The organism is Dactylosporangium vinaceum, assembly GCF_019904175.1.
Lineage (GTDB): Bacteria > Actinomycetota > Actinomycetes > Mycobacteriales > Micromonosporaceae > Dactylosporangium > Dactylosporangium vinaceum.
Genome location: NZ_CP061913.1, coordinates 3,885,283 through 3,909,043 on the forward strand (window position 1 = coordinate 3,885,283; position 23,761 = coordinate 3,909,043).

General features: G+C 71.3%; 27 protein-coding genes. 18 read left to right on the top strand and 9 right to left on the bottom strand.

Going from position 1 to position 23,761, the window contains the following annotated elements; translation table 11 throughout:
• The first annotated feature begins 37 nt into the window (after window positions 1–37).
• The 10 genes from Dvina_RS17375 to Dvina_RS17420 all read left to right on the top strand — a co-directional run bounded on the left by Dvina_RS17375 (window position 38) and on the right by Dvina_RS17420 (window position 7,961).
• A complete protein-coding gene (locus tag Dvina_RS17375) occupies window positions 38–721 on the top strand; it encodes a sensor histidine kinase (RefSeq protein ID WP_223103510.1) in 684 nt (227 codons plus the stop codon).
• Window positions 718–1,377: a LuxR C-terminal-related transcriptional regulator gene (locus Dvina_RS17380; RefSeq protein WP_223103511.1), complete on the top strand. Its 660-nt coding sequence runs from the start codon at window positions 718–720 to the stop codon at window positions 1,375–1,377. Before Dvina_RS17375 ends, Dvina_RS17380 begins: the two co-directional genes overlap by 4 nt.
• Window positions 1,378–1,524: 147 nt before the next feature.
• A complete protein-coding gene (locus Dvina_RS17385; RefSeq protein WP_223103512.1) occupies window positions 1,525–2,406 on the top strand; it encodes a helix-turn-helix transcriptional regulator in 882 nt (293 codons plus the stop codon).
• 178 nt (window positions 2,407–2,584) lie between these two features.
• Window positions 2,585–2,968: an alcohol dehydrogenase catalytic domain-containing protein gene (locus Dvina_RS17390; protein ID WP_223103513.1), complete on the top strand. Its 384-nt coding sequence runs from the start codon at window positions 2,585–2,587 to the stop codon at window positions 2,966–2,968.
• 14 nt (window positions 2,969–2,982) lie between these two features.
• On the top strand, window positions 2,983–3,774 hold the full coding sequence (locus tag Dvina_RS17395) for a carboxymuconolactone decarboxylase family protein (protein WP_223103514.1): 792 nt from the start codon (window positions 2,983–2,985) through the stop codon (window positions 3,772–3,774).
• A 3-nt stretch (window positions 3,775–3,777) separates the two neighbouring features.
• Window positions 3,778–4,800, top strand: coding sequence for an aldo/keto reductase (locus Dvina_RS17400; RefSeq protein ID WP_223103515.1), 1,023 nt, complete (start codon window positions 3,778–3,780; stop codon window positions 4,798–4,800).
• A complete protein-coding gene (locus tag Dvina_RS17405) occupies window positions 4,797–4,937 on the top strand; it encodes a hypothetical protein (protein ID WP_223103516.1) in 141 nt (46 codons plus the stop codon). The genes Dvina_RS17400 and Dvina_RS17405 overlap by 4 nt, the downstream gene beginning before the upstream one ends.
• Window positions 4,934–5,821, top strand: a complete 888-nt coding sequence (locus tag Dvina_RS17410) for an aldo/keto reductase (RefSeq protein ID WP_246656276.1) — start codon at window positions 4,934–4,936, stop codon at window positions 5,819–5,821. The genes Dvina_RS17405 and Dvina_RS17410 overlap by 4 nt, the downstream gene beginning before the upstream one ends.
• A 142-nt stretch (window positions 5,822–5,963) precedes the next feature.
• Complete coding sequence (locus tag Dvina_RS17415; protein ID WP_223103517.1) at window positions 5,964–6,587, top strand: TetR/AcrR family transcriptional regulator; 624 nt, start codon at window positions 5,964–5,966, stop codon at window positions 6,585–6,587.
• An 81-nt stretch (window positions 6,588–6,668) separates the two neighbouring features.
• Window positions 6,669–7,961 (top strand): MFS transporter, encoded by a 1,293-nt coding sequence (locus Dvina_RS17420; RefSeq protein ID WP_223103518.1) that lies wholly within the window; start codon window positions 6,669–6,671, stop codon window positions 7,959–7,961.
• A gap of 156 nt (window positions 7,962–8,117) precedes the next feature.
• Here the strand turns inward: Dvina_RS17420 and Dvina_RS55740 are convergent, their stop codons facing one another.
• The 3 genes from Dvina_RS55740 to Dvina_RS17435 all read right to left on the bottom strand — a co-directional run bounded on the left by Dvina_RS55740 (window position 8,118) and on the right by Dvina_RS17435 (window position 9,304).
• Complete coding sequence (locus tag Dvina_RS55740) at window positions 8,118–8,477, bottom strand: hypothetical protein (protein WP_223105576.1); 360 nt, start codon at window positions 8,475–8,477, stop codon at window positions 8,118–8,120.
• Window positions 8,417–8,890 (bottom strand): hypothetical protein, encoded by a 474-nt coding sequence (locus Dvina_RS17430; RefSeq protein ID WP_223103519.1) that lies wholly within the window; start codon window positions 8,888–8,890, stop codon window positions 8,417–8,419. The genes Dvina_RS55740 and Dvina_RS17430 overlap by 61 nt, the downstream gene beginning before the upstream one ends.
• Before the next feature lie 117 nt (window positions 8,891–9,007).
• Window positions 9,008–9,304, bottom strand: a complete 297-nt coding sequence (locus tag Dvina_RS17435; RefSeq protein WP_223103520.1) for a hypothetical protein — start codon at window positions 9,302–9,304, stop codon at window positions 9,008–9,010.
• 92 nt (window positions 9,305–9,396) lie between these two features.
• On the opposite strand from Dvina_RS17435, the gene Dvina_RS17440 reads away from it, so the two are divergent.
• The 4 genes from Dvina_RS17440 (at window position 9,397) to Dvina_RS17455 (ending at window position 12,267) form a co-directional block, all read left to right on the top strand.
• Window positions 9,397–10,032 carry a TetR/AcrR family transcriptional regulator gene (locus Dvina_RS17440; RefSeq protein ID WP_223103521.1) on the top strand — a complete coding sequence of 212 codons (636 nt, stop codon included), beginning with the start codon at window positions 9,397–9,399 and terminating at the stop codon, window positions 10,030–10,032.
• 208 nt (window positions 10,033–10,240) lie between these two features.
• The gene (locus tag Dvina_RS55745) at window positions 10,241–10,993 is read left to right on the top strand and encodes a class I SAM-dependent methyltransferase (RefSeq protein WP_223103522.1); all 753 of its coding nucleotides are present in this window, start codon (window positions 10,241–10,243) and stop codon (window positions 10,991–10,993) included.
• A 21-nt stretch (window positions 10,994–11,014) separates the two neighbouring features.
• A complete protein-coding gene (locus tag Dvina_RS17450) occupies window positions 11,015–11,848 on the top strand; it encodes an HAD family hydrolase (RefSeq protein ID WP_223103523.1) in 834 nt (277 codons plus the stop codon).
• On the top strand, window positions 11,845–12,267 hold the full coding sequence (locus Dvina_RS17455; RefSeq protein WP_246656278.1) for a GNAT family N-acetyltransferase: 423 nt from the start codon (window positions 11,845–11,847) through the stop codon (window positions 12,265–12,267). The genes Dvina_RS17450 and Dvina_RS17455 overlap by 4 nt, the downstream gene beginning before the upstream one ends.
• Before the next feature lie 55 nt (window positions 12,268–12,322).
• Here Dvina_RS17455 and Dvina_RS17460 read toward each other — a convergent pair whose 3' ends face one another.
• From Dvina_RS17460 to Dvina_RS17470, 3 genes are all read right to left on the bottom strand, one after another.
• Window positions 12,323–12,895, bottom strand: a complete 573-nt coding sequence (locus tag Dvina_RS17460) for a hypothetical protein (RefSeq protein ID WP_223103524.1) — start codon at window positions 12,893–12,895, stop codon at window positions 12,323–12,325.
• Between the two features lie 73 nt (window positions 12,896–12,968).
• Entirely contained in the window at window positions 12,969–13,973 is a 1,005-nt protein-coding gene (locus Dvina_RS17465) for an acetamidase/formamidase family protein (RefSeq protein WP_223103525.1), read from the bottom strand.
• An 8-nt stretch (window positions 13,974–13,981) separates the two neighbouring features.
• Entirely contained in the window at window positions 13,982–15,571 is a 1,590-nt protein-coding gene (locus Dvina_RS17470) for an APC family permease (RefSeq protein ID WP_223103526.1), read from the bottom strand.
• Window positions 15,572–15,840: 269 nt separating this feature from the next.
• Between Dvina_RS17470 and Dvina_RS17475 the strand changes: the two genes are divergently transcribed.
• The 4 genes from Dvina_RS17475 to Dvina_RS17490 are packed head-to-tail and all read left to right on the top strand — an operon-like array spanning window position 15,841 to window position 19,489.
• On the top strand, window positions 15,841–16,989 hold the full coding sequence (locus tag Dvina_RS17475; RefSeq protein ID WP_223103527.1) for a class-III pyridoxal-phosphate-dependent aminotransferase: 1,149 nt from the start codon (window positions 15,841–15,843) through the stop codon (window positions 16,987–16,989).
• Complete coding sequence (locus Dvina_RS17480) at window positions 16,986–17,954, top strand: phosphotransferase enzyme family protein (RefSeq protein ID WP_223103528.1); 969 nt, start codon at window positions 16,986–16,988, stop codon at window positions 17,952–17,954. Before Dvina_RS17475 ends, Dvina_RS17480 begins: the two co-directional genes overlap by 4 nt.
• Window positions 17,955–17,969: 15 nt before the next feature.
• On the top strand, window positions 17,970–18,728 hold the full coding sequence (fabG, locus tag Dvina_RS17485; protein WP_223103529.1) for a 3-oxoacyl-ACP reductase FabG: 759 nt from the start codon (window positions 17,970–17,972) through the stop codon (window positions 18,726–18,728).
• Window positions 18,725–19,489 carry a GntR family transcriptional regulator gene (locus tag Dvina_RS17490; RefSeq protein ID WP_223103530.1) on the top strand — a complete coding sequence of 255 codons (765 nt, stop codon included), beginning with the start codon at window positions 18,725–18,727 and terminating at the stop codon, window positions 19,487–19,489. Before fabG ends, Dvina_RS17490 begins: the two co-directional genes overlap by 4 nt.
• 33 nt (window positions 19,490–19,522) lie before the next feature.
• Here the strand turns inward: Dvina_RS17490 and Dvina_RS17495 are convergent, their stop codons facing one another.
• Genes Dvina_RS17495 through Dvina_RS17505 form a run of 3 tightly spaced genes read right to left on the bottom strand, consistent with a single transcriptional unit; the run spans window position 19,523 to window position 23,707 of the window.
• Entirely contained in the window at window positions 19,523–21,118 is a 1,596-nt protein-coding gene (locus Dvina_RS17495) for a diol dehydratase reactivase ATPase-like domain-containing protein (RefSeq protein ID WP_223103531.1), read from the bottom strand.
• 13 nt (window positions 21,119–21,131) lie between these two features.
• Window positions 21,132–21,488, bottom strand: a complete 357-nt coding sequence (locus tag Dvina_RS17500) for a diol dehydratase small subunit (RefSeq protein WP_223103532.1) — start codon at window positions 21,486–21,488, stop codon at window positions 21,132–21,134.
• Complete coding sequence (locus Dvina_RS17505) at window positions 21,485–23,707, bottom strand: propanediol/glycerol family dehydratase large subunit (protein WP_223103533.1); 2,223 nt, start codon at window positions 23,705–23,707, stop codon at window positions 21,485–21,487. Before Dvina_RS17505 ends, Dvina_RS17500 begins: the two co-directional genes overlap by 4 nt.
• Window positions 23,708–23,761 lie beyond the last annotated feature (54 nt).

A 23,761-nucleotide genomic window follows, 5' to 3' on the forward strand; every position in this document is an offset into this window, starting at 1 on the left:
CTGCGGCTGCGGGGTCGGGTCCGCTGATGATCTCGAGATGTCGATGGCGGCTACGACCGCGGCGCAGCGCGCGGCCGCCGCGTCCGAGCGGGCCCGGCTGGCCCGTGAGTTGCACGACTCGGTCGCCAAGACCCTGCGCGGGATCTCCTTTGCCGCGCTGGCTTTGCCCGCGTCGCTGCGCCGCCAGCCCGACCTGGCCGAGCAGCTCGCGCTGACCGTCTCGACGGGGGCGGACACTGCCGTGCGGGAGTCTCGTGAGCTGCTGGCGGCGCTGCGCCGCGACGTGCCCGACCGGCCGTTCATCGACACCGTCCGGATGGTGTGCGACGCCTGGCAGCACAGCAGCGGCATCCGCATCGAGCTGGTCGCCGTCGCCGCCGAGCCGCCACTGGCCGCGCGCTATGAGCTGGCCCAGATCCTGTACGAGGCGCTGCGCAACGTCGCCGCCCACGCGCGTGCCACGCTCGTCATGGTCCGGCTCGCGGCCGCGGCCGGGACGCTGGAGCTGTCCGTGCGCGACAACGGCATCGGCTTCGCCGTGCCCGAGGACCTGACCGTCCTGTCCGTCGCCGGCAGCTTCGGCATCGTCGGCATGCGCGAGCGCGCCCAGGCGGCGGGCGGGACGCTGGACATCCGGTCCCGCCCGGGAGCGGGTACCGAGCTGGTCGTCCGGACCCCGGCGTTGTCCGCCGACGCGCCCAGCCGGACGGTGAACCGGTGATCGACGTCCTGGTCGTCGACGACAACCCGATCGTGCGGGCCGCGATCCGGGCCTACCTGGCCGCCGCCGAGGACATCCGGGTCGTCGGCGAGGCGCCCGACGGGCGCACGGCGCTGACCGCCGCACGCCGGCTGCGGCCCACCGTCACCCTGCTCGACCACCGGATGCCGATCGCCGACGGGCTGAGCATCATCGGCGAGCTCGCCGGGCACACGTCGGTCCTGGTCCTGACCAGCGACGCCGACGAGGCACTGATTGCCGCGATGCTGCGCGGCGGCGCCCGCGGCTACCTGGTACACGGCGAGTTCGACCCGCCGGAGCTGCTGCGCGCGGTGCACGCGGTCGCCGCCGGCCAGGGCTGGCTGTCCCCGGTGGTCGCCGCCGTCACCATCTCCACGATGCGGGAGCAGGCCGCCCGCGACGAGGCTGAACTGGGCCGCGCCGACCGGCTGCGCGAGCTGCGGGAGCAGTTCGGCCTGACCCAGCGCGAGCGGGAGGTGCTCGACCTGCTGTGCGCCGGGCACTCCAACGCGGCGATCGCCCGGCGGCTGCTGCTGACCGAGAAGACCGTGAAGAACCACCTCCACCACATCTTCACCAAGCTCGGCGCGACCAACCGCACCGAGGCCGCGATGCGCTGGTCCGGGCGCCAGTAGCGGGGCGGGATCGGCGCCGTGTGAGATGACCGAGCGTTCCTCATGCGGTCTGGCCAGGCCAGGCGCAAGGGGTGCCCAGGGAGTTCTGCTGTTCGGGGTAATGGCAGAACCTCCCGGACCGGGCATGGTGGTCGTAGCGTCGGCGGTGTGGACAGCCGAGCCGAGATCCGTGACTTCCTCACCACCCGCCGGGCCAAGGTCACCCCGGAGCGGGCGGGCCTGCCGAACTACGGCGGGCACCGTCGGGTCGCCGGGCTGCGCCGGGAGGAGGTGGCGCTGCTGGCCGGGGTGAGCGTCGACTACTACACCCGCCTCGAGCGCGGGAACCTCACCGGCGTCTCCGACGGCGTGCTGGAGGCGCTGGTGCGGGCGTTGCAGCTCGACGACGCCGAGCGGGCGCACCTGTTCGACCTGGCCCGCGCCGCCAACACTACGGCGGCGACCGCTCGGGGGCGGCGGCGTCCGACGTCGCAGCTGCGGCCGGTGGTGCAGCGGCTCCTCGATGCGATGACGATGGCCCCGGCCTACGTGCGTAACGGCCGCCTCGACGTGCTCGGCGCCAACCCGCTGGGCCGGGCCGTGTTCGCGCCGCTGTTCGACACGGCTGCGGCCACGCCGAACATCGCCCGGTTCATCTTCCTGCACCCGGCCGGTCAGGAGTTCTACCACGACTGGGAGAACCTCGCCGGGGACACCGTGGCGCTGCTGCGCGCCGAGGCCGGCCGCGACCCGTACGACCGGGCCCTGACCGACCTGATCGGTGAGCTGTCGACCCGCAGTGACGTGTTCCGGACCTGGTGGGCGGCGCACAACGTGCGCCTGCACCGTTCCGGCGTCAAACACCTGCACCACCCGGAGGTCGGCGACCTCACCCTGGCCTACGAGTCCCTGGACCTGACCACCGATGTCGGGCTGCGGCTTAACGCCTACACCGCCGAACCGGGCTCCGCCTCCCAGGACGCGCTCAACCTCCTCGCCAGCTGGACCGCGGCGCCGCATGAGCGGCCAGCCGCCCGCCCGGCCGATTGAGCACGCCGGCCTGAGGGGTTCTGGCAGTACCTGGAACAGCAGCCACTGCCACCTTGAGTGCGCCGCCGCTTGGATGGACAGCATAGGGGTAGCGGTCACGAAGGGGCCCGGACCGGCCGGCAGCTTCAGCCGATGGGATCGCACAACCCGCTGAACGGACATTTCGGAGGAAACCGCCATGCGGGCAGCATTCATCTACGGTGCCGGCGACGTCCGGGTCGAGGACGCACCGGACCCGATCCTGCGGGAGCCGACCGACGCGACCGTCCGGGTCGTGCGATCCTGCATCTGCGGCAGCGACCTGTGGCCGTACGGGTCCCGCGAGGCTACCCGGCAGAGGGACAGGATCGGCCACGAGTTCCTCGGTGTCGTCGAGGAGACCGGCCGGGACGTGTCCGGCCTCGCCCCCGGAGATCCCGTGGTGGCGCCGTTCGTGTGGGCGGACAACACCTGCGACCTCTGCCGCGAAGGGCTGCAGGCGTCCTGCCGGCACGGCGGCATGTGGGCCCGCGACGGCGCCGACGCCGTCCCGGTCACCGTCCGGCTCGTCCCGGCCTCCTGAAAGGACATTTGGCTGTGGCACCCAACGAGCAGGCTCGCCAGCATCACGACGAACTGTTCCCCGGGCACGTGTCGACCCTCGCGGTCACCGACCCGGAGCTGATCGAGTACTTCGACAACTTCGCCTTCGACGAGGTCCTGCGCTACGGCACCCTCGACACCCGCACCCGCCTCATGGTGCAGCTCGCCGCGCTCATCGCCGTGCAGGGTCTCAGCGAGTACCGGATCATGCTCGGCGCCGCCCTCACCGTCGGCGTCACGCCGGTCGAAGCGAAGGAGATCGTGTATCAGGCCGTGCCGTACGCCGGCATGGGCAGGGTCTTCGACTTCCTGCACGCCACCAACGACATCCTGACCGCCCACGGCGTCGAACTGCCACTCGAAGGCCAATCGACCACCACGCCCGAAACCCGCATGGAGGACGGTCTCGCGGTGCAAAAGGAAATCGTCGGTGCCGGCACTGTCGAGGCCATGTACGCCGCCGCGCCGGCCGACACCACGCACATCCAGCGGTACCTTTCCGGCAACTGCTTCGGGGACCACTACACCCGCGGCGGCCTCGACCTGCGCACCCGCGAACTGCTCACCTTCGCCATGCTCATCGCGATGGGCGGCTGCGAACCGCAGGCGAAAGGTCACGTGGCCGCGAATGGCAATGTCGGCAACGACCGCCGGGTCCTGCTCAGCGTCGCCACGCAACTGCTGCCGTTCATCGGCTACCCGCGCACGCTCAACGCGATCCGGCTCATCGACGAGGTCGTCCCGGCTGCAACCAACGACTCGGGCAACGACTCGGGCAAGGAGTAGATCATGCAGTACCGCCCGCTCGGGCGCACCGGCGTCCAGGTCAGCAACCTGTGCCTCGGCACCATGATGTTCGGCGCGTGGGGCACCAAGGACCACGACGAGAGCATCCGCATCATCCACCGTGCCCTCGACGCCGGGATCAACTTCGTCGACACCGCCGACGTGTACTCCCAGGGCGAGAGCGAGGCGATCGTCGGTAAGGCCCTCAAGGGCCGCCGCGACGACGTGGTCCTGGCGACGAAGTTCTTCATGCCGTTCGACGACGACCCCAATCACCGCGGCGGGTCCCGCCGGTGGATCATGACCGAGGTCGAGCACTCGCTGCGGCGGCTCGGCACCGACCACATCGACCTGTACCAGATGCACCGCTACGACCCGGCCGTGGACCTCGACGAGACCCTCGGCGCCCTCACCGATCTCGTCCGCGCGGGCAAGGTCCGCTACATCGGCCACTCCACCTTCCCCGCCTCCGCGCTCGTCGACGCGCAGTACATCGCCCGGGACCGGGGCCGGGAGCGGTTCGTCACCGAGCAGCCCACCTACTCGATCCTGACCCGGCAGATCGAGCACGAGATCCTGCCCCTGACGCAGCGGTACGGCATGGGCGTGCTCTCCTACAGCCCCCTCGCCGGCGGATGGCTGTCCGGCCGCTACCGCAAGGCCGAGCACTCCGGGCCGATGTCCGAGGCCCGCAAGCGGCTGGCCAACCGGTTCGACCTGTCCCGGCCGGAGAACCAGCGCAAGCTCGACGCCGCCGACGCCCTCGCCACGCTCGCCGAGCAGACCGGCGTCAGCCTGATCGACCTGGCGATCGCATTCGTGCTGCGCCACCCGGGCGTCACGTCGGCGATCATCGGCCCGCGCACCATGGAGCACCTCGAGTCCCAGCTCACCGCCGCCGACCTCGAACTCACCGACGACGTCCTCGACCGGATCGACGAGATCGTGCCGCCCGGCATCACCCTGAATCCGGCCGACAACGGCTGGGTCAGCCCCTACTTGAACCAGGAGGCCCGCCGCCGATGATCACCAGCAGCGGCTCGCAGCCGTCCACGCCCGGCCCGGCCGAGAACTTCACCGGCGACGTCCGTGTGCAGCCGCTCTCCGGCGCCGAGGACACCGCGGCGTACGAGGAGTACGACCCACAAGGAGCCCGGCAGTGACCGCACCTTCGCAACTGACCCTGAACAACGGCGTCGTAATGCCCGCCCTCGGGTTCGGTGTCTTCCAGACCCCGCCGGACGAGACCCGCACAACCGTCACCGCGGCGCTCGAGGCCGGCTACCGGCACATCGACACCGCCGCCGCCTACGGCAACGAACGCCAGGTCGGCGAGGCCATCGCCGCCTCCGGTATCGACCGGTCCGACATCGTCGTGGAGACGAAGATCTGGATCAGCGACTACGGCTACGACCAGACGCTGCACGGCTTCGACAAAAGCGCCCGGAAACTGGGGGTGGAGCAGATCGACCTGCTGATCCTGCACCAGGCGCTGCCGTCGGAGTTCGGCAAGACCCTTGACGCGTACCGGGCCCTGGAGACCCTGCTCGCCGACGGCAGGGTCCGCGCCATCGGCGTCAGTAACTTCATGGTCGAGCACCTCACCCGGCTCCTCGACACCGCGACGGTGGTGCCCGCGGTCAACCAGATCGAGGTCCACCCGTACTTCCAGCAACGCGACGTGCAGGCGTTCGGCGCCGGGCACGGCATCCTCACCCAGGCGTGGGCGCCGATCGGCGGGATCACCTTCTACCGTGACAGCGGTCACCGCAGCACACTCGAGGACCCGGTGATCGCGGAGATCGCGAAGGCGCACGGCAAGACGCCGGCACAGGTGATGCTGCGCTGGCACCTGCAGCAGGGCCGCTCGGCCATCCCCAAATCCGTGCGCCCGCAGCGCATCACGGAAAACATCGACGTCTTCGACTTCGACCTCACCGGCGAGCAGCTCGCCGCGATCGACGGCCTGGACACCGGCAAGCGCGGCGGCCCGGAACCCACCGACGTCACCCTGGCCGCGTTCGGCCGACCGATCCCGGAGAACTGAGGGGTCCCGGTGGCGGGTACGAACCGCCGCGCCGCGCCGTGCTGGGTGGCTCCCCCCTCGCCGCTGGAGGTGCCGGCGGCCGCCGCCGGTGACCCGCCGACGTCGCTTCCCCGGGCTCCGATGTTCTCCGTAGGATTCGCGGGTGGAGCAGGGTCGTGTGCAGGGTCGGGAGCGGTCGTACCGGAAGGCGTCGCAGCGGCGCGCGGAGATCCTGTCCCGGGCGATCGAGCTGTTCGCTGAGCGTGGGGTGGGGGCGTCGCTGCGGGCGATCGGTGACGCGATCGGTGTCACGCACGCGGCGCTGCGCTACTACTTTGCCTCTCGGGACGAGTTGCTGGTCGAGGTGTACCGGAGGCACGAGCGGCTGGAGCACGAAGCTCCCGAGCCCGATGCGGTCTCGGCGATCGCGGTGATCGAACGCAGCGCTGAGCGCAACCGGTCGATTCCTGGCCTGGTCGAGCTGTACGCCACACTCACCACCGACGCCCTGCACGGCACTGAGCATCCGCTGACCCGACAGTTCGTCCAGGACCGCTTCCGGCAGCTGCGCGCCCAGCTCGCCGAACGGATCAGGTCGGGTCAGCGATCCGGCACGATCGCGGCGGACATCGATCCCGACGATGCCGCCGCCCTGGTGATCGCCGCGTCCGACGGTCTGCAACTGCAGTGGCTGCTCGACCCCGACACGGTGGACGTTCGGCGCGCGCTGACCCTGCTGGAGCGGCTGCTGCCATCGGCGCCGCCGCCGGGAGCCGGGGAGCACTGAGACGGCCCTTGTCGCGGGATTCTTCCACTGGAAGAATCCCGCCGGGGTCGTTGCCCCGACCCGGATGGAAGCGAGCGGCGGATGACCCTTCCCGAGCACGTCGAACGCGTGGACGTGACCGTGGACGAGCCGCCGGCGCGCACGTCGGCGCTGCGGCTGACGCTCGCCTCGCCGCTCTATCGGGGGGCCACGATCGCGGTGTTCCTGTCGGCGCTCGGGTTCTCCGCCGCCGCCCCGCAGATCGCACTGTTCCTGGTCGACGACCTGCACGCGTCGCTCACCGCGGCCGGCCTGTTCTACCTGACCAACCTGACGGCGCCGCTGGCCGGGTATCTGGTCGGCCGGCGCTCCGACCGTACCGGCCGCCGCCTGGGACTGTTCCGCATCTGCGCAGTCGCCGGGTTCCTGGGCTGGCTGGCCATCGCGTACTCCACCCAACTGTGGATGCCCTACGTCGTCAGCGCGGTCATCGGCGGGTTCGGCGGCGCCGCCACGTCGCAGCTCTTCGCCGCCGTCCACGACGAGCAGCAGGCCCACCCGGACGCGGGCAACGACGGGGTGGTCGCCGTCGTGCGGATGGCCCTGACCGGCGGCTGGGTGATCGGCCCGGTCGCCGGATCGTTCCTGGCCGCCCAGACGTCACTGCGCACCATGCTCGTCGCGACGGCGATCTGCACCCTCGCCCAGGTGGTGCCGCTCGGCACGCTGCGGACCGGGGCCGGCGCACCCCCGGCCGGCGACGCTGCGGGCCCGGCCGGCCGCAGCCCGGGCCTGCGGGCGATGCTGCCGCTGCTGACCTTCACGACCATGTACGTGCTCGTGTACACCGGTGAGCCGATCAAGTACGCGTACCTGCCGATCTACATGCACGACCGGCTGCACCTCGCCGCCGGGCTGAGCGGGGCGGTCATCGGCATCCAGCCGCTCGTCGAGATCGTGCTCATGCCGCTCGCCGTCCTGATCGCCCGCCGGACCGGCATGATGCGGCTGATGGTCCTCGGCGCGGGCTTCGGGGTCGCGGCCAACATCTGCTTCGCCGTCACCGGTACCGCGGCCGGGCTCTTCGCCGGGCAGATCCTCATGGGCGCCGTGTGGGGCATCTTCGCCGCCCTCGGCGTCATCGTCGCCCAACGCCTCCTGCCGACCGCGGTCGCGACGGCCTCCGCCATCTTCCTCAGCTGTACCGCGCTCGCATCAGCCCTCGGCGGCGCCGCCGGAGGCATCGGCGCCGCCGTCATCGGCCTGCCGCACGTCTTCGCAATCCCGGCCGCCTTCGGCCTGCTCGCCGTCGTCGGCCTGACGCTCATGACCCGCTCGCCGGAAACCAATGATCGCGAGACCGCCTACCTACCCCGGACCGTTCCCAAGCAGTGATCGTCGAACTGGCCATGAATGCGGTCAGGAAAACATGAGGCCGGGGCGGTCATGACGGTCGGCGGGAGACCGTCAGCCACGCCCAGGCGTAGCGGTGGTCTCCTTTGGAGCCCGGGCCGCAGGAGGCGATCTGCCAGGCCCGCGCGGGGATCATGCTCACCGTGGCGTCGGCGCGGACAACGGTCTTCGATGGCAGCCGGATCCGAACCGAGCAGGGTACGCCCAGGCTGTAGCCGATACCTCGTTCCTCGCACTCCTCGCGCAGGCCACGGTCGCGGCCGTAGACCGCATCGGCGGTACACCAGTCCACCCGGACGCCGGCGTCGACGGCGTCGGTGAGCAGCTCGCAGCCCAACGCGGCCTGGACTTGCACTCGTGACCGGCGTCGATACCCATGGCCTGGCGTCTGGCCTGGTCGTGGAAGTGTTCGGCGGGAATGTACAACCTGGAGCCGATCAGGGCGTGGCCGCGCGGTGTGCTGTAGGTGGCGTTGACGAAGTTGACCGCGTTGGACACCTTGCCGGCACAGCCGACGTACTGCCTTTTGACCCCGGCGGTGGGGCCGTGCCCGACTTCTCCTGCCCGCCTTCATCCAGCACCAGTACCGCTGGTGCGTGCGGGTCGGCCAGGTGCTGCACGACGAAGTCCCGCACCGCGCGCATCACGGCGAAGGTGTTCCGCGACGCGCGTTCCAGCAGACGTTGCATCCGGTCTGGGGTGGCGTCTCCGGCGTATTCGGCCAGGGTCCAGCAGTTCTTGCGGGGCAGGTCGCTCATCAACCCGCGGATGTACTTGCCGACCTGCCGTACCGGCTCCACCCGGGAGAAATGCGCGCCGATCCGGCCGATCAGCGCGCCCAGCTTCTCCTCGACCTGGCCGGCCTCTACCCTGGCCGCAGCGGCCACCTCACGATCTTCGGTTGTCCACACAGCAGCTGATGATCACGCGGTGGCCGCGCCATGCCGGGCTGCGACACGCCGCCCGATCGCTTACCCGGCAACGGTTCCGTCGAAGAGCCCGTTTCCAACCTGGTGGCTGGGGTGGGTTCAGTCGCGAGCGCCGATCGTACGGCCGGCGGCGTGGAACAGGCCCATCGGCAGCGCACCGACGGCCAGGCCAAGCAGCGCCCCGCCGGGATGCCGCACTGGGTGCGCGCCCAACAGGCATAGCCCGGCAAGTGTCAGGCCTGACCAGCCCGCGAGCACGTTGACTACTGGGGAGGACCCGAACACGGTCGGGAACCGTTGCGCCGTGATGCCCTTGGTGAAATGCGGGTACGCGTTGGCGGCCAGCACGCCGGCCAGGAACGCGAGCAGTATCGCTTGCCACATGCCGGTCTCCATCCCGTTGCGGTAGAACCTGTTGACTCTAGAATCGGACTTGTGACTCCGCTTAGACCATACGGACTGATCACTCCGGATACAAGGGGTGGCCGATGACCATCGCCCGGCCCTTGCGTGCCGACGCCCAGCGGAACCGCGCACGGGTACTGGCCGCGGCAGAGCGGGTCTTCGCCGAGCGCGGTACCGCCGCCTCGACCGAGGAGATCGCCCGCGCAGCCGGCGTCGGTGTCGGTACCGTCTTCCGGCATTTCCCGAGCAAGGAGGCCCTACTTCAGGCACTTGTCCTGGAGCGCCTCGTCCGGGTCGCCGCCGACGCTCGCGAACACGCCAGATCCTCCGACGCCGGGGCGGCCTTCTTCGACTTCTTCACCACTGTCGTGCGTGGCTCGGCAACCAAACTCGAACTCGTGGATGCATTGGCCGAACTGGGCATCCACCCGAACGAGACGGGCGCGCCAATCGCCGAGGAGGTGACCGAAGCCGTGGCCACACTCCTGCGGCAGGCGCAGCAGGCAGGGGCGGTGCGCAGCGACATCGGAGTCAGCGACGTCATCGCACTGCTCGCCGGCGCCTCTCAAGCCCGCCGGTACGCTCCCGACGACCGGCCGCTACAGCCCGTCAGCCTCATGATGAAATTGCGGCAGGAACTGACGCTGCTGTACCGGGCTCGCGGCCCGCTCCTTGCAGTGGACATGCGGGAGTCATTGTCCGGCCGATTCGGATGCTGACTCATGCCGTGGATGCGTGGCGGCAGGCCAGATCTCATCACCGACGGTGGCCGTCCTCGCCGAGGGTGCGGCTGCCTGTCCTGCCGAGCTGAGTGTGCGGTGATGGAGGCAGGATCGAGTGGTCGGCGATCGCCGGCCGGGTCGTTCTGACATTTCGAGGCGATGCGCTCAGGTCAGAGGTCCCACGCGATCGAGGTACCATCTCAATGTGACCTCCGCGTCAGCGAAGACGAGTCGCGAACGTCCTTTTTACTCGCTGCACGCTGATGCTTATGACCTGCTGATCGATGATCCGGTGGATTCCTGGGTCGATGCGGTGCATGCTCGTTTGAGCAGCGCAGGCCGATGGCCGGCTTCAGTCCTCGATGCGGGATGTGGCACCGGCCGGCATGCCGCCGCTCTCATCGCCCGAGGCCATCGCGTCGACCTTGTCGATGCGTCGGCGGAACTGCTGTCGCTGGCCGCCCGGCGTTGTCCGTCAGCGCGAGCATTGCTGGCCGACCTGTGCACGTTGCAGATTCCGTCCGCGTACGACGCGGTGACCTGTCGTGGTGTCCTGAACGACATGATCACCGACCAGGATCGAATGTCCGCGGTGCAACACCTCGCCGAGAGCCTGAGGCCGGGCGGGCTGCTCTTCCTCGACGTTCGCGAAGTGCAGGCGTCCCGGAAGCGGGCTGACGGTGTGACTCGTACCCGGCGGGTCGACCTCGGTGACGGGGCGTCGCTCACCTTCCACGCCCGCAGCACCTGGAGACACGGAACGCTTCACGTGGAGGAGCGCTATGACCTGGCCCGGCCCGGCGCGGCGGGGCAGCGGTCCAGCTACGCTTTCGCCATGCGGCCGTGGACCGAGTCGGAACTGTGCGCGATGCTGCACGCCAGCGGGCTGAGCAGCATCGAGATCAGTGCGAGCGTGGGCCGCCGCACGACCGACCGGCTCTTCGTCGTCGCCTGCTGAGTCGCCGACTGGGGGAAGTACATGGCCGATTTCGACGCCGTCGTGACGGATCTCGACGGCACGGTGATCCGGCGGGACGGCACGATCAGTGATGCGACTCTGCGCGCCGCGCGTGCTCTGCAGCATGATGGCGTGCCGTTGATCGCAGCGACCGCCCGCACGCCCGCCGGAGTTGACGCGCTGCACACGCTGGCGCCTTTTCTGACACTCGCGGTGTGCTGCAGCGGAGCCGTCGGGTACATCCCAGCGACAGCGGCGCTCGCCTGGTACGAGCCCATACCCCGCGACGTCGTGACCGATCTGGCGGCTTTCCTCGAGCAGCGATGGCCCTCAGCCGGCCTTGCGGCATACGACGGGCGGCAATGGTGGATGACGTCGACGTATCAGATGCTGTATCCGTCCCGGCACAAGGGGCGCACGGCCGTCGTTCCGGCAGCGACGATCGTTGCCGTGGACCCCTGCGCCATGGCCGTCTGTCACCCGGAGCGGAACTCCCCGCAGCTCATCGCGGCTCTGCACGAGGCCGGATTCGGCGCCACCCGACTCGTCCTGCATCACGCCGGTCCGGCAGTCGTGGACGTGACCGCACCGGCGGTCGACAAGGCGAGCGGAGTGCTACGTGCGCTGGCAAGGCTCGGCGTCGCGCCGCAACGCGTCATCGGGTTCGGTGACATGCCGATCGACATCGCCATGTTCTCGGCCGTCGGGCACTCCGTCGCCATGAGCAACGCACCGGACGAAGTCCGGCGCGCAGCCACCTCGCAGACCGCGAGCGTCGAAGACGACGGCTTCGCTCGTACTCTCTGCGACGTCGGTCTCATCCCGTGCGGCGCCCGCCTGGGGTCCACCCGGTGATCGTGCGGCGAGCCGCAGCGACGGACGCGGCGGTTCTTGCCGAGCTGCAGGGCCTCGAACCGGGCAAACTTGCGGCGTACGCCGAGTGGATAGCGACCCACGCGGAGACGCACCTGCCGTTCGTCGGCGAAGTCGACGGGCACGTGGTCGCTGCCGCCTGGCTGCACATCGCCGAACGGGTGCCCCGCAACGACGCATTTGACCGGCGCTGCGGCGACGTCCAATCGGTCATGGTGCGCGAGGACTACCGTAACCAGGGCGTCGGTGCCGCGCTCATCACCGCGATCCTGGCCGAGGCTGAGACGAGAAATCTGACGCATGTGACAGTCCACTCCAGCCGTCGCGCCGTCGACTTCTATCTGCGTCACGGATTCAGTCACCACCGGCAGCTCCTGATCTGGCAGCAGAACGACCATTGATGCCGCGGCGGCTCGCAGGCACCCGAAAGGGGCGAGCGATGTACGCGCCTGGTCGTCAGCCGGCCAGCAGGACGGCCAGCACCTCGGCGACCAGGGCGGTGACCAGCAGGCTGACGGCGGTGTGCAGGTATCGCGCCCTGCGCTGGCCGACCTCGTGCGCGGCCGCCCACAGCGCCAGGCGGGTCGCGGTGGTCTTCGCGATGGGGTCGTCGCCGGGGTGGCCCCACCGCGCCCAGATCTCGTCCGGCAGCGTGGCCGGGTCGATGGTGCGGGTCCGCCACGCGGCGCCGGTCTGCGCGGCGACGGCGGCCGCGGCCAGCAGGAGGACGACGGCCAGAACGGCCAGGGCGACGGCGATGGCCGAGACGTCCGGCGAGTTCGACCCCCGCAGCAGCAGTGCCCAGCCGACCTGGCTCAGCAGCAGCACGGCGGAGACGGTGACGACGGCCAGGGCCCGGACCTCGAGACTGCGGTCGTACCGCTCCGCGGTCTCGAGGAGATCCCGGACCAGCAGGGCGTATTCGGCGCCGGCGGCCGGGGCGGCGGGCGGCGCCGGGGCCAGCACCGCCGGGTGGCCGAACGACGTGTGGTTGGTGCCGGCGATCGCGGCATCGGTCGGGGTCGACATGGCTGCATTGTGGGGCATCGAGGCGAGCGTGTGTGCGACCAATGATGTAGACGGACCCGCACTCCTGCGGCCGTCAGGGGCGCCGGTTGCGGGTGGCGCGGAGGCGGCGGTGCATGCCGCCCATGACGTCGACGCCGGGCAGCAGCGCCTTCGGGAACTTCGCCACGACCGTGTAGTTGGTGTCCACCACGTTGGCGACCGGGGTCAGGGCGGCCTGCGACACGAGCTGGTAGGCGTCCAATGTGGACAGCCCGATGAGCTCGGCGACCCAGCGGACCAGCTCGGTGTGGGCGATGCGGAACGCGTCCTCGAGCGGGCGGGCCGAGCCCGTCGTCATGATGAACGAGTCGTCCTCCAGGCGCGGCCACGGCGTCGGCACCGCCTTGAGCAGTTCGACGACCAGCACGGTGTCCATCGCGCACTCCACCGCGACGCCGCAGGTCTCCCCCTCGCCCTGGCGGGCGTGGCCGTCGCCGAGGCTCAGCAGCGCGCCCTCCACGTTGACGCCGAGGTAGCAGGTGGTGCCGGCGCGCATCTCCGGGGTGTCCATGTTGCCGCCCCAACTGCCGGGCGTGAGCGAGGAGCGCACCTCGCCCAGCGGCGGTGCGACGCCGACCGTGCCGTGCATCGGGTCCAGCGGCAGCTCGGCCTGGAAGGCGGAGTCCAGCGCGCTGTAGCGCACCAGCCGCTCGGTCAGGTCCAGCTCGTAGAACCAGGTGCGCTCGGCCAGCGGCTCGTGCAGCATCGCGGTCAGGCCCGTCGCGGTCAGCGAGCCGAAGAACGGCACGGTGGTGCTCACGCCCCAGTCGTGGCGTGGCTCGATGCTCAGGAAGTGCACGACAAGCGTGTCGCCCGGCTCCGCGCCCTCGACGTAGAACGGGCCGGTCTGCGGGTTGAGGTACCGCGGGTCGCACACCTGGCTGGCGAGGTCCGCGGTGGAGCGGACCCGCCCGCCGAAGCAGTCCCGGGTCCAGGTCGACAGCACGGTGCCCGGGGCCAGCGAGGCCACGGGCGCCGCGCCGCCGAACGTGTACACCAGCGTCGCCGGGTCCGCTTCGGCGTCGGGGTTCCAGTGCATGTGTGGTGCTACTCCCGTTCCTTGGCCTCGTCGAAGACGTGCCGGCCGATCGCGGCGTACGTGGCCGGGCTGCGCATCCTCAGCGCGAACACGACCACGAGGCCGACGGCGAAGGTGCCGAAGACAAGGTACGGGATGGCGTGGAAGAACGGCGATCCCGCCGCGCCGCCGCCGGCGAACTCGAGGTTGCTGAACAGCAGGTAGACGACGTAGAGCATGCCGATGCCGCCGAGGGCCGGGATGACCGCGGTCGTCAGCAGGTTGCCCGGATGGGTTTTCTTGACGTGGAAGTACCAGATGACGGCGACCGAGGTGATCGACTGCACGATCAGGATGGCCATCGTGCCGACGAGCGCCAGCAGGCCGTACTCGTAGATGTAGGCGCCGCGGGTCGGGTCGTCGCCGCCGACGGTCAGGAAGTAGAACCCGACGGTGATGACGAGCGTGATGATGCTCTGCGTGAAGGAGGCGATGTGCGGCGAGTGGTGCTTGGCGTGGGTCGCGCCGAGGCTGCGCTGCAGCAGCGGCAGATCGCGGGCGATGGCGAACATGTACCGCGCCGCGGCGTTGTGGAAGGCCAGCGCGCAGGCGAACGAGCCGGAGACGATGAGGAACAGGTAGACGTAGGTGATCCAGGACCCGCCGAGGTTGCGCTCCGCGAGCTTCGTGAACATGCCGATGGAGTCGTTGGCGGCGAGGTCGACGCTGTCCTTGCGGCCATTGCCGGCGATCACCATCCAGGACACGAACGTGTAGAACAGGCCGAGGCCGACGACCGCGATCAGGGTGGCCCGCGGCACGATCCGCTTCGGGTTGCGCGACTCCTCGCCGTAGACCGCGGTGGTCTCGTAGCCGACCCAGGACCAGAATGCGAAGAACAGACCCAGCGCGGCGGTACCGGCGGCGAGCGGCGCCCCGGCCGCCTGCAGGTCGAAGCCGCCACCGGCGGGCAGGTTCTCGAACGCCGACAGCGGGTTGACCGCGGTGCCGAGCCAGCCGTCGGGGCCGCCGCCGCGGAAGAGCACCGACCCGGCGAGGGCGGTCAGCAGGATCACCTCGGCGACGAGCATCACGCCGAGGAACAGCGCGGCGATGTTGATGTCGAAGTACCCGAGCAGGCCGATGACGACGATGCCGATGAAGCCGAGCAGCAGCCAGTTGACGTCCCAGCCGAACCACTTGTCGAGGGCGTCGTGGGCGAAGTACGAGAAGATGCCGATCAGTGAGCCCTCGAACACGACGTAGGCGACGGTGGCGAGCAGGCCGGTGGCCATGCCCCACACCTGGCCGAGGCCGTGGGTGACGAAGCCGTAGAACGCGCCGGCGGTGGTGATGTGCCGGGCCATCGCGACGAAGCCGACGGTGAACAGGGTCAGTACGACGGTGGCGACCAGGAAGCCGGCCGGGGCGCCGATGCCGTTGCCGTAGGCGACCGCGATCGGCACGTTGCCGGTCATGGCGGTGATCGGCGCGGCGTTCGCGACGGCCATGAAGAGCACGCCGGCCAGCCCGACCGCGCCCGCTTTGAGGGTGTTGCCCGCACGGGGCACCGGGGCGTCCTTGATCGCCTCGGTGCCGAGATTCTCCTGAGTGGTCACGGCAGTGCCCTTCGCCTTCACGAAAAGGTCTGGTGAAACGGTGGATGGAACCAGACCATTCCGCTGCGCACGGGCCCGCTACGGGCAGGTAAAAACCGTGTGACGCCGATTGACCCGCCGCGGCGGGCGCTGCTAAACCTCCGTACCAATACGCCGATTCGGTCCGGGGGAGGCGCACGATTTTCCACTTCGCCGACAAGTCCGAGGTACTGGAGAAGGCCCGCCGATACTGGAACCCGGGCAAGACGAGCTTCTGGTCGGATGCGGGCGTGCCCCTGGTGATCGACCGGCGGGAGGGCTACTTCCTGCACGACCTGGACGGCGGCCGCCTCATCGACGTGCACCTCAACGGCGGCACGTACAACCTCGGCCACCGCAACCCGGAGGTCGTCGCCGCCGTCCGGGACGGGCTGGATCACTTCGACATCGGCAACCATCACTTCCCGTCGATCGCCCGCACCGCGCTGGCCGAGGCGCTCGTCGCCTCGGCCCCGCCCGGGATCGGCAAGGTGGTCTACGGCAGCGGCGGCGGCGAGGCCGTCGACATCGCGCTGAAGACCGCGCGGCACGCGACCGGGCGGCGGCGCATCGTGTCGGTCGTCAAGGCGTACCACGGCCACACCGGGCTGGCCGTGGCCGCCGGCGACGACCGGTTCACCCGGATGTTCCTCGCCGACCGGCTCGACGAGTTCACCCAGGTCCCGTTCAACGACCTCGACGCGATGGCCAAGGTGCTGCGCGACGGCGACGTCGCCGCGGTCATCATGGAGACCATCCCGGCGACCTACGGCTTCCCGCTGCCGGCCCCCGGCTATCTGGAGGGCGTCAAGGAGCTGTGCGAGCGCCACGGCACCCTCTACATCGCCGACGAGGTGCAGACCGGGCTGATGCGCACAGGCGAGCTGTGGGGCATCACCAAGCACGGCATCGCCCCCGACCTGCTGGTCACCGGCAAGGGGCTGTCCGGCGGCATCTACCCGATCACCGCGGTGCTGGTCGCCGAGCACGCGGCCGGCTGGCTGCGCGAGGACGGGTTCGGGCACATCTCCTCGTTCGGCGGGGCGGAGCTGGGGTGCATCGCGGCGCTCAAGACGCTCGAGATCACCCTGCGACCCTCCACGAGGGAGCGGGTCGCCGCGCTGACCGAGCGCTTCGCGCACGGCCTGGCCGAGATCCGCGAGCGGTACCCCGACTGGCTGGTCGGCATCCGCCAGAACGGGCTCGTCATCGGCCTGGAGTTCGACCACCCGGAGGGCGCGAAGCTGGTCATGCGGCAGCTCTACGAGCACGGCATCTGGGCGATCTTCTCCACACTGGACCCGCGGGTGCTGCAGTTCAAGCCGGGCATCCTGCTCAGCGACGAGCTCGCCGACGAGATCCTGCAGCGCACCGCCACGGCGATCGGCAAGTCCCGGTGACACCGCTGGCGGTGGCCCAGGCCGCGCTGCGCCACTACCCGGTCGACCCGTCCGCCACCCTGACCCTGCTCAACATCAGCGAGAACGCCACCTACGCCGTCGACGACCCGGTCGCCCGGCGGCGCACGGTGCTGCGCGTGCACCGCACCGGCTACCACTCGCTGGAGTCGATCGAGTCGGAGCTGGCCTGGCTCGACGCGCTGCGCACCGACGCCGGCGTTCGCACGCCACAGGTCCTGCCCAGCGTGTACGGCAAACGCGTGGTCTCCATCGCCGACGGCGCCGCCGAGCCGCGCCGGGTCGTGCTGTTCGAGCACCTGCCCGGGACCGAGCCGCCCGACGACGACCTGGAGCGCGCGTTCGGCGTGCTCGGCGTGCTCACCGCCCGCATGCACGAGCACGCCCTGCGCTGGCGGCGACCGCCGCGGTTCACCCGGTTCGCCTGGGACTACGACGGCGCGTTCGGCGTCGAGGCCCGGTGGGGGTGCTGGCAGGACGGCATGGGGATCGGCCCGGCCGAGCGGCGGCTGCTGGGCCGGCTGGACGCGACGCTGCGCCACCGGCTGGAGGCCTTCGGCACCGGCCCCGACCGTTACGGCCTCATCCACGCCGACCTGCGGCTGGCCAACCTGCTCGTCGACGACTCCGGCACGTTCGTGATCGACTTCGACGACTGCGGCCTGGGCTGGTTCCTCTACGACCTCGGCGCCGCGCTGTCGTTCATCGAGGACGATCCGCGCGTGCCGGCCCTGATCGCCGCATGGGTCGACGGGTACCGGTCCGAGCGGCCGCTGTCCGCGGCGGAGGAGGCCGAGATCCCGACGTTCGTGCTCATGCGCCGGCTGCTGCTGGTCGCCTGGATCGGCTCGCACGCCGACACCGACCTCGCCCGCGGCATGGGCGAGCAGTTCACCGCCGGCACCTGCACCCTGGCCGAGCGGTACCTGTCCGACTGCCCGTTGTAGAGAAGGGGTTCCTCCGTGTTCACATCCGTCGCCGGGCGCTCGGTGGTCGTCACCGGCGGCAGCCGCGGCATCGGCCGGGGCATCGCCGCCGTCTTCGCCGCCGCCGGGGCCAACGTCACCATCGTCGGTCGGGACAAGGCCGCCCTGGACGAGGCCGCCGCCGGGTTCGGCGCGGCGGTCTGCGTCGCCGACGTGTCCAAGGTGGACGACTGCCACGCCATGGCGGCCGCCGCCGTCGAGCGCTTCGGCGGCATCGACGTGCTCTGCGCCAACGCCGGTGTCTTCCCCGAGTCCCGGCTGGACGCCATGACCGAGGCCGAGTTCGACGGGGTGTTCGGCGTCAACGTCAAGGGCACCGTGTTCGCCGTGCAGGCGTGCGCCCCCGCGCTGACCGCGAGCGGGCGTGGCCGGGTGATCGTCACATCGTCGATCACCGGCCCGATCACCGGCTTCCCGGGCTGGTCGCACTACGGCGCGAGCAAGGCCGCACAGCTGGGATTCGTGCGTACCGCTGCCATCGAGCTGGCCCCCGGGCGGGTCACCGTCAACGCCGTGCTGCCCGGCAACGTCCTGACCGAGGGCCTCGCCGCGCTCGGCGAGGAATACATCGCCGGCATGACCGCCTCCATCCCGCTCGGCCGGCTCGGCGACGTGGCCGACATCGGCCATGCCTGCCTGTTCCTGGCCAGCGACGAGGCCGGTTTCATCACCGGCCAGACGCTCGTCGTCGACGGCGGCCAGGTCCTGCCGGAGTCGCTGGCGGCCGTGCGTTGAGCGAGGCCGACACCACCGCCCAGGGCGCCGTCGCCGCCGAGGTGCAGCGGCGCATCCTCGACCAGATCCGCGACAGCGCGCTCGGCCCCGGCCAGCGCCTGGGAGGCGAGCGTGACCTGGCCACGGCGTTCGGGGTGAGCCGGTCATCGGTGCGCCTGGCGCTGGCCGCGCTCGAGCGCACGGGCGCCGTGCGCCGCGTCGCCGGCCGCGGCGGCGGCACGTTCGTCGGCAGTCCCAAGGTCGACCGTGACCTGTCCCGCATTGTCGGCGTGCCCCAGCTGCTGCGCCGTCAGGGCATGCAGGCGGGCACCCGGGTGCTCGGCACCGGGCTGGTCGTCGCCGACACCCCGACCGCCGCGGCGCTCGGCCTGCCCGACGGCGCGCACGTGCTCGACATCGTGCGCATCCGCCTCGCCGACGGCACGCCGATCTCCCTGGAACACGCCCGGCTGCCGGCCGCGCTCTTCCCGGGCCTGCTCGAGCTGCCGCTCGGCGGCTCCCTGTACGAACTGCTGGAGGAGCACTTCGACACCCGGCCACATGATGCGGTCGAGCACATCGAGGTCGTCACGGCCGACGAGCACGAGGCGGCCGTGCTCGCCGTGCCGAGGGACGCCCCGCTGCTGTCGATCACGCGCACGACCCGTAACCATGACGGGACCGCCTTCGAACACTCCCACGACCTGTTCCGCGCCGACCGCACCAGCATCACGGTGCGCAGCTTCGCCGAGGTCGCCATGGCGGCGGTCACCGCCGGATGAGCGCACCACCCGCCGGCGGCGCGGCGGGTGGCCTCAGATCGGCCAGCATCGCACCAGGCCGAAGGCGACACAATGGCGATGGCCGAGGCTTCCCGCGACGTTGCCGCGGGCGACGATCGTGCCCGCGGGCAGGACCTGGGACAGCGTTCCCAGAATCTCGTCGTCACCGGCCGGCCCGCCCACAACGATGACGGCCCGTCCGCCGGCGGGGTCCGGATCGGTGGCGTCCGGGTCCGGCGTGAGCAGGCCGGCCCGGGCCAGGTTGCCGCCGAGGATCGCGGCCTTCAGCCGCAGCCGCAGCGCCCGCCACTCAGCCGGGGCCAGCACCCGGTTGAACGGCAGCCAGCCCGCCGGACCGGCCACGACCAGCGCGCCGACGGCGTCGCCGCGCACGGGGCGGTCGGTGAATGTCCGCGAACCGTCCTCGGCCGCAAGGACCTGGGGTGCGTCTACCCGGAACGACGGTCCGCGCTTCGCCCACTCCGCGGCGGTACGCCCGGTGCCGAGCAACGCGGCCACCGCCTCGGTCAGCAGCTCACCGGCCCCGGCGAGGGTCACCGTGCGGTGCGCGGTGACCACGTCGAGCGTGCCCGCCCCCAGGTCGACGACCACGGCGTCGGCGGGCGCACCGGGCGTGGACAGCGCCCCGAGCCGGGCCGCGGACGCTTCGCCGGACGCGGTGCGCACCGGCACACCGAGCAGCTCGGCGAGGACCGCGGCCGGATCGGCGACGGGCGCCTGCGCGCGCAGCGCCGCCACCACGGTCGTGCGCGAGGCGAGCGCGGAGCGGCGGGCGAGCTGCGCATCGGCCACCGCGGCGAGGTCCACCTCGAACACGTCGTCGACGTCGATCGGCGCACCGCTCGGCGGCGCGGCCGCAAACGTCACCGACGAGGGTGCCGTGGGCGGCGGCATGAGCGCGACTACCGCGGCGAAACGGTCGAACAGCGCCAGCCCGGCCGCGTCGCCGCGCACCTCGGGCGAGCCGAACGCGTCCGCCAGGCGCAGCGGATCGGTCACGTCCCGCAGCGGCTGCCCGGGCGGGCGGACCTCGACCGCCAGCAGCAGGGACCCGGCAACGGAAGCGATCGGCACCTCGTCCGCGACGGGCACGTCATGGCCGGCCGCCCGCAGCCGGTTGCCGATCAGCACGCCCTCGTCAAGGGCCGTGACGACCGCGGCCAGGCGGCCCCCGGCGGCGAGTTCCAGCAACTGCGGCAGCGCCTCGCGGAACCCGCGGGCGACGACGGCCACCAACGGTCCGGGACCGAATGAGCCCGCGTCGCCCGGCACGGTGACCGGGGTGCCGACGGCGAAGCCACCGGACGAGCCGTGGGCGGTGCCGCCGACGGTAATCGCTTGCACGCGGCCGGTCGGCCGCGGCGGCTCCGGCCGCACCACGGTCGAGGTCGTCACCGGGCGCAGCGGGGCGATCACCACCGCGTCGAGGGCGTGCCCAGCACCGAGCCGGCGGACCAGCCGGGCCGCCGCCTCCAGGCTCGCCCGCCCACCCTTCGGCCCACGGGTCGGCACCCGGTCGGCGGCCAGCACCTGCGGGCCGCCCGGACCGAGGCGGGCCAGCACCGCCTCGGTCGTCGCGTTGCCGATGTCCAGCCCGACGACGTTCACGACCGGCCCCGGCTCACGGCTTGAGCAGGCCACGACGCGCGTAGACCGCGGCGGCCTCGCGCACGAGGGCAGCGCACCGCGGGGCGGCGCGGGACTCCAGGGACGTGGCCAGGCCGGACAGCTGCGCTGCCGTGGAGCGGTGCGGGCACAGCGCCTCGTACAGGGCCAGGATCTCGTCCTCGGCGAAGGCGGTCAGCTCCGCGGCGCGCAGCAGATTATCCGCCAGCTGGGGGTTGCCGTGCGCGGCCGCGACCGAGGCCTGGTGGCGCAGGGTGTCGGGGTGGATGCGTACATCGTCGGGCGTCAGCTCACCGCGGTGCAGCGACCCCACGGTCAGCTCGCCAAGGCTCCGGCCGCTGAAGGCTCTCATGTCAGGACCAGTTCCTCGGGGCCGGCGAGCGGGTCGACGCATTCGCGCTCCAGGGCCACCAGCGCGATGACACTGGTGTGGTAGCGGGCCTCGATCGCCTCGTCGGTGTACGGGTTGCGCGCCGGCACCGGCGTGGCGCCCTTCGCGTGCCGGCCGGCATTGACGCCCAGCAGGCGGTACAGCTCGGGGGTCAGGACCGGGGCGATGGAGTACAGCTCCAGGTTCGCCAGCGGCGGCAGGTCCCGGCGGTGAATGAGTGCGGTGCCCTTGCCCTGCAGGCCGATGCCGATGCCGGACCCGGCCAGGCGGGCCGCCGTCAGGCCGACCATCCCGACGTCGATGGTGCCGTTGACACGCACGATCCGGGGCACACAGCCCTCCTCCTCGAGACCGTCGAGCAGCTCCTGCAGCACGTCGGTGACGAGCAGACCGCTCAGCGTCCGCCACACGCGCCGCCCGACACCCGGCGAGACGCCGATGACCACCTCGCGCGGATCGGTGCCGAATGCAGCGGCGCCCCGGGCGGTGAGCCGGTCGTCGCCGGCACCCGCCTGGTCGCGACGCAGGTCGGCGACGCCGCGCTGCTGGCGGATCGCGTCGATCTCGGCCTGCCGGGCCGGATCGGGGGTGTAGCCGGTACCCGGGCCGGCGTAGTCGTTCGGGTCCGTCACCAGCGACAGCACGCGCATCCGCTCGTCGAAGATGGCCGCGGTCTGCAGGTGGTCGCCGCGGACCCGCTCGGCGAGCATGGCCAGGACGCGCTCGGCCTCCTCGTCGTAGCCGGTGTCGCGCAGCGCGGCGGCGACGTCGAGAGCGGTCAGACCGGCGGCTCGGATCGCGCGGGCGGCCTGCGGTACCACCAACGGATCCCCGGCGGCGAGATCCTTCGACCCGGCGGCGTCCACGGCCGCCTCGACCTGCTCATCGGTGAAGTCGGCCAGGCCGAGATGCCGGTAGACGTCCCGAACGGCCTCGGCCGCCCGGCGGCGCAGCGCCTCCAGGCCGGCCGGGTCGGCGGTGCGCAGACCACCGTCGACGCCCCAGTCCCGCTGCAGCGCGAGCCAGTCGTCGAGATCCTCGGCGTTCCAGTTCGACGGTCCGAACATGTTGTCGTATCGCTGGATCGACCCGAAGCCGCTGCAGATGTAGTCGCTGCCGGCGAGCAGGATCGGCAAAGTCCGCGCGGTGCGCCGGACGTGCGACTCGGACATGAGCGCATCGTTGCCGGAGCACGACTCCAGATTGCGGGCCATCACCATCACGTTCTCGGCCATCAGCTCACGCACCCCGTTCGGGACCGAGCCGGCCACGCTCGCCCCGTCGATGCCGCCGTTCTGCACCCCCTGGCTGCCGATCGCGCGGGCCAGCGCGACGCAGCGCGACTCGAGGTACAACATGGAACGGCCTTCGGCCCCGCCCATGAGCACCTCGGCCCCGGCGCCCGAGGAGACCCGCATCTTGATGCCGCGGCTCGCGTACGCCGAGGTCAGCAGGGCCTTGGACCAGGGCGTGTCGTCGCCGTCGACGAACACCCCCTCGGTGCCGTACAGGCTGACCGTCTCGGCGTAGGAGACCAGCCCACGCAGCCCGAGTTCAAGCTCCAGGGCCTCCTCGACGGCGCACTGCACGAGCACACCGGGCGAGGCCACGGCCGCGCCGACGGTCACCGCGACCGCGTTGGACGGCGCATCGGCCAGGACCGGCACGGTCGTCTCGAGCTCACGGAAGCCGTACGCGGCCGCGGTGGCGGCGTCGGCGGCCAGCAGCAGCGGATCGTCGAGCAGGTTCGTCACGTGGGCCTGGTTGCTCGGCGTGCGCCGCGCGCGCAGCTTCGTCATCGCCAGCATCAGCTCGGCCGGGCGCAGCAGCGCCACGACCCTGGCCAGCTTGGCCGGGGTCATCCCGGCGACCAGGCGGACCACCTCGACGCGCGGCACGGCCGGATCGACGAACAGCCGCGCGGCGGCCACGTCCGGCAACGCCATCGCCTCCTCGGCCACCGCCAGGTCCAGGCCGTGCGCGGCGATGTAGGCGTCGATGGCGTCGAAGTCGGCCTCAGCACGGCCGTCGAGCTCCACGACCCGGCCGTCGTCCACACGCAGCGACGGCTCCGGGTCATCGGGGCTGTGCAGCGCGACGAGGCCGAGCGCCGGGTCCTCGCGGGCGAACCCGTCGAGATTGACCCGCTGCTCGTTCATGAACCGGATCCGGCCGATCATCGCCATACGATAGGCCGCCTCCTGTTTCAGCAGTGTGAACGCCCGTGCCGCGTC

What these genes read in the sequence shown, in the direction of transcription:
- Dvina_RS17420 (WP_223103518.1), top strand. Translation starts at nt 6,669, where the DNA reads ATGACCCTTCCCGAGCACGTCGAACGCGTGGACGTGACCGTGGACGAG.
- Dvina_RS17440 (WP_223103521.1), top strand. Translation starts at nt 9,397, where the DNA reads ATGACCATCGCCCGGCCCTTGCGTGCCGACGCCCAGCGGAACCGCGCA.
- Dvina_RS17500 (WP_223103532.1), bottom strand. Translation starts at nt 21,488, where the DNA reads ATGAGAGCCTTCAGCGGCCGGAGCCTTGGCGAGCTGACCGTGGGGTCG.
- Dvina_RS17505 (WP_223103533.1), bottom strand. Translation starts at nt 23,707, where the DNA reads ATGATCGGCCGGATCCGGTTCATGAACGAGCAGCGGGTCAATCTCGAC.
- Dvina_RS17465 (WP_223103525.1), bottom strand. Translation starts at nt 13,973, where the DNA reads ATGCACTGGAACCCCGACGCCGAAGCGGACCCGGCGACGCTGGTGTAC.
- Dvina_RS17375 (WP_223103510.1), top strand. Translation starts at nt 38, where the DNA reads ATGTCGATGGCGGCTACGACCGCGGCGCAGCGCGCGGCCGCCGCGTCC.
- Dvina_RS17390 (WP_223103513.1), top strand. Translation starts at nt 2,585, where the DNA reads ATGCGGGCAGCATTCATCTACGGTGCCGGCGACGTCCGGGTCGAGGAC.
- Dvina_RS17435 (WP_223103520.1), bottom strand. Translation starts at nt 9,304, where the DNA reads ATGGAGACCGGCATGTGGCAAGCGATACTGCTCGCGTTCCTGGCCGGC.
- Dvina_RS17460 (WP_223103524.1), bottom strand. Translation starts at nt 12,895, where the DNA reads ATGTCGACCCCGACCGATGCCGCGATCGCCGGCACCAACCACACGTCG.
- Dvina_RS17405 (WP_223103516.1), top strand. Translation starts at nt 4,797, where the DNA reads ATGATCACCAGCAGCGGCTCGCAGCCGTCCACGCCCGGCCCGGCCGAG.
- Dvina_RS17400 (WP_223103515.1), top strand. Translation starts at nt 3,778, where the DNA reads ATGCAGTACCGCCCGCTCGGGCGCACCGGCGTCCAGGTCAGCAACCTG.
- Dvina_RS17450 (WP_223103523.1), top strand. Translation starts at nt 11,015, where the DNA reads ATGGCCGATTTCGACGCCGTCGTGACGGATCTCGACGGCACGGTGATC.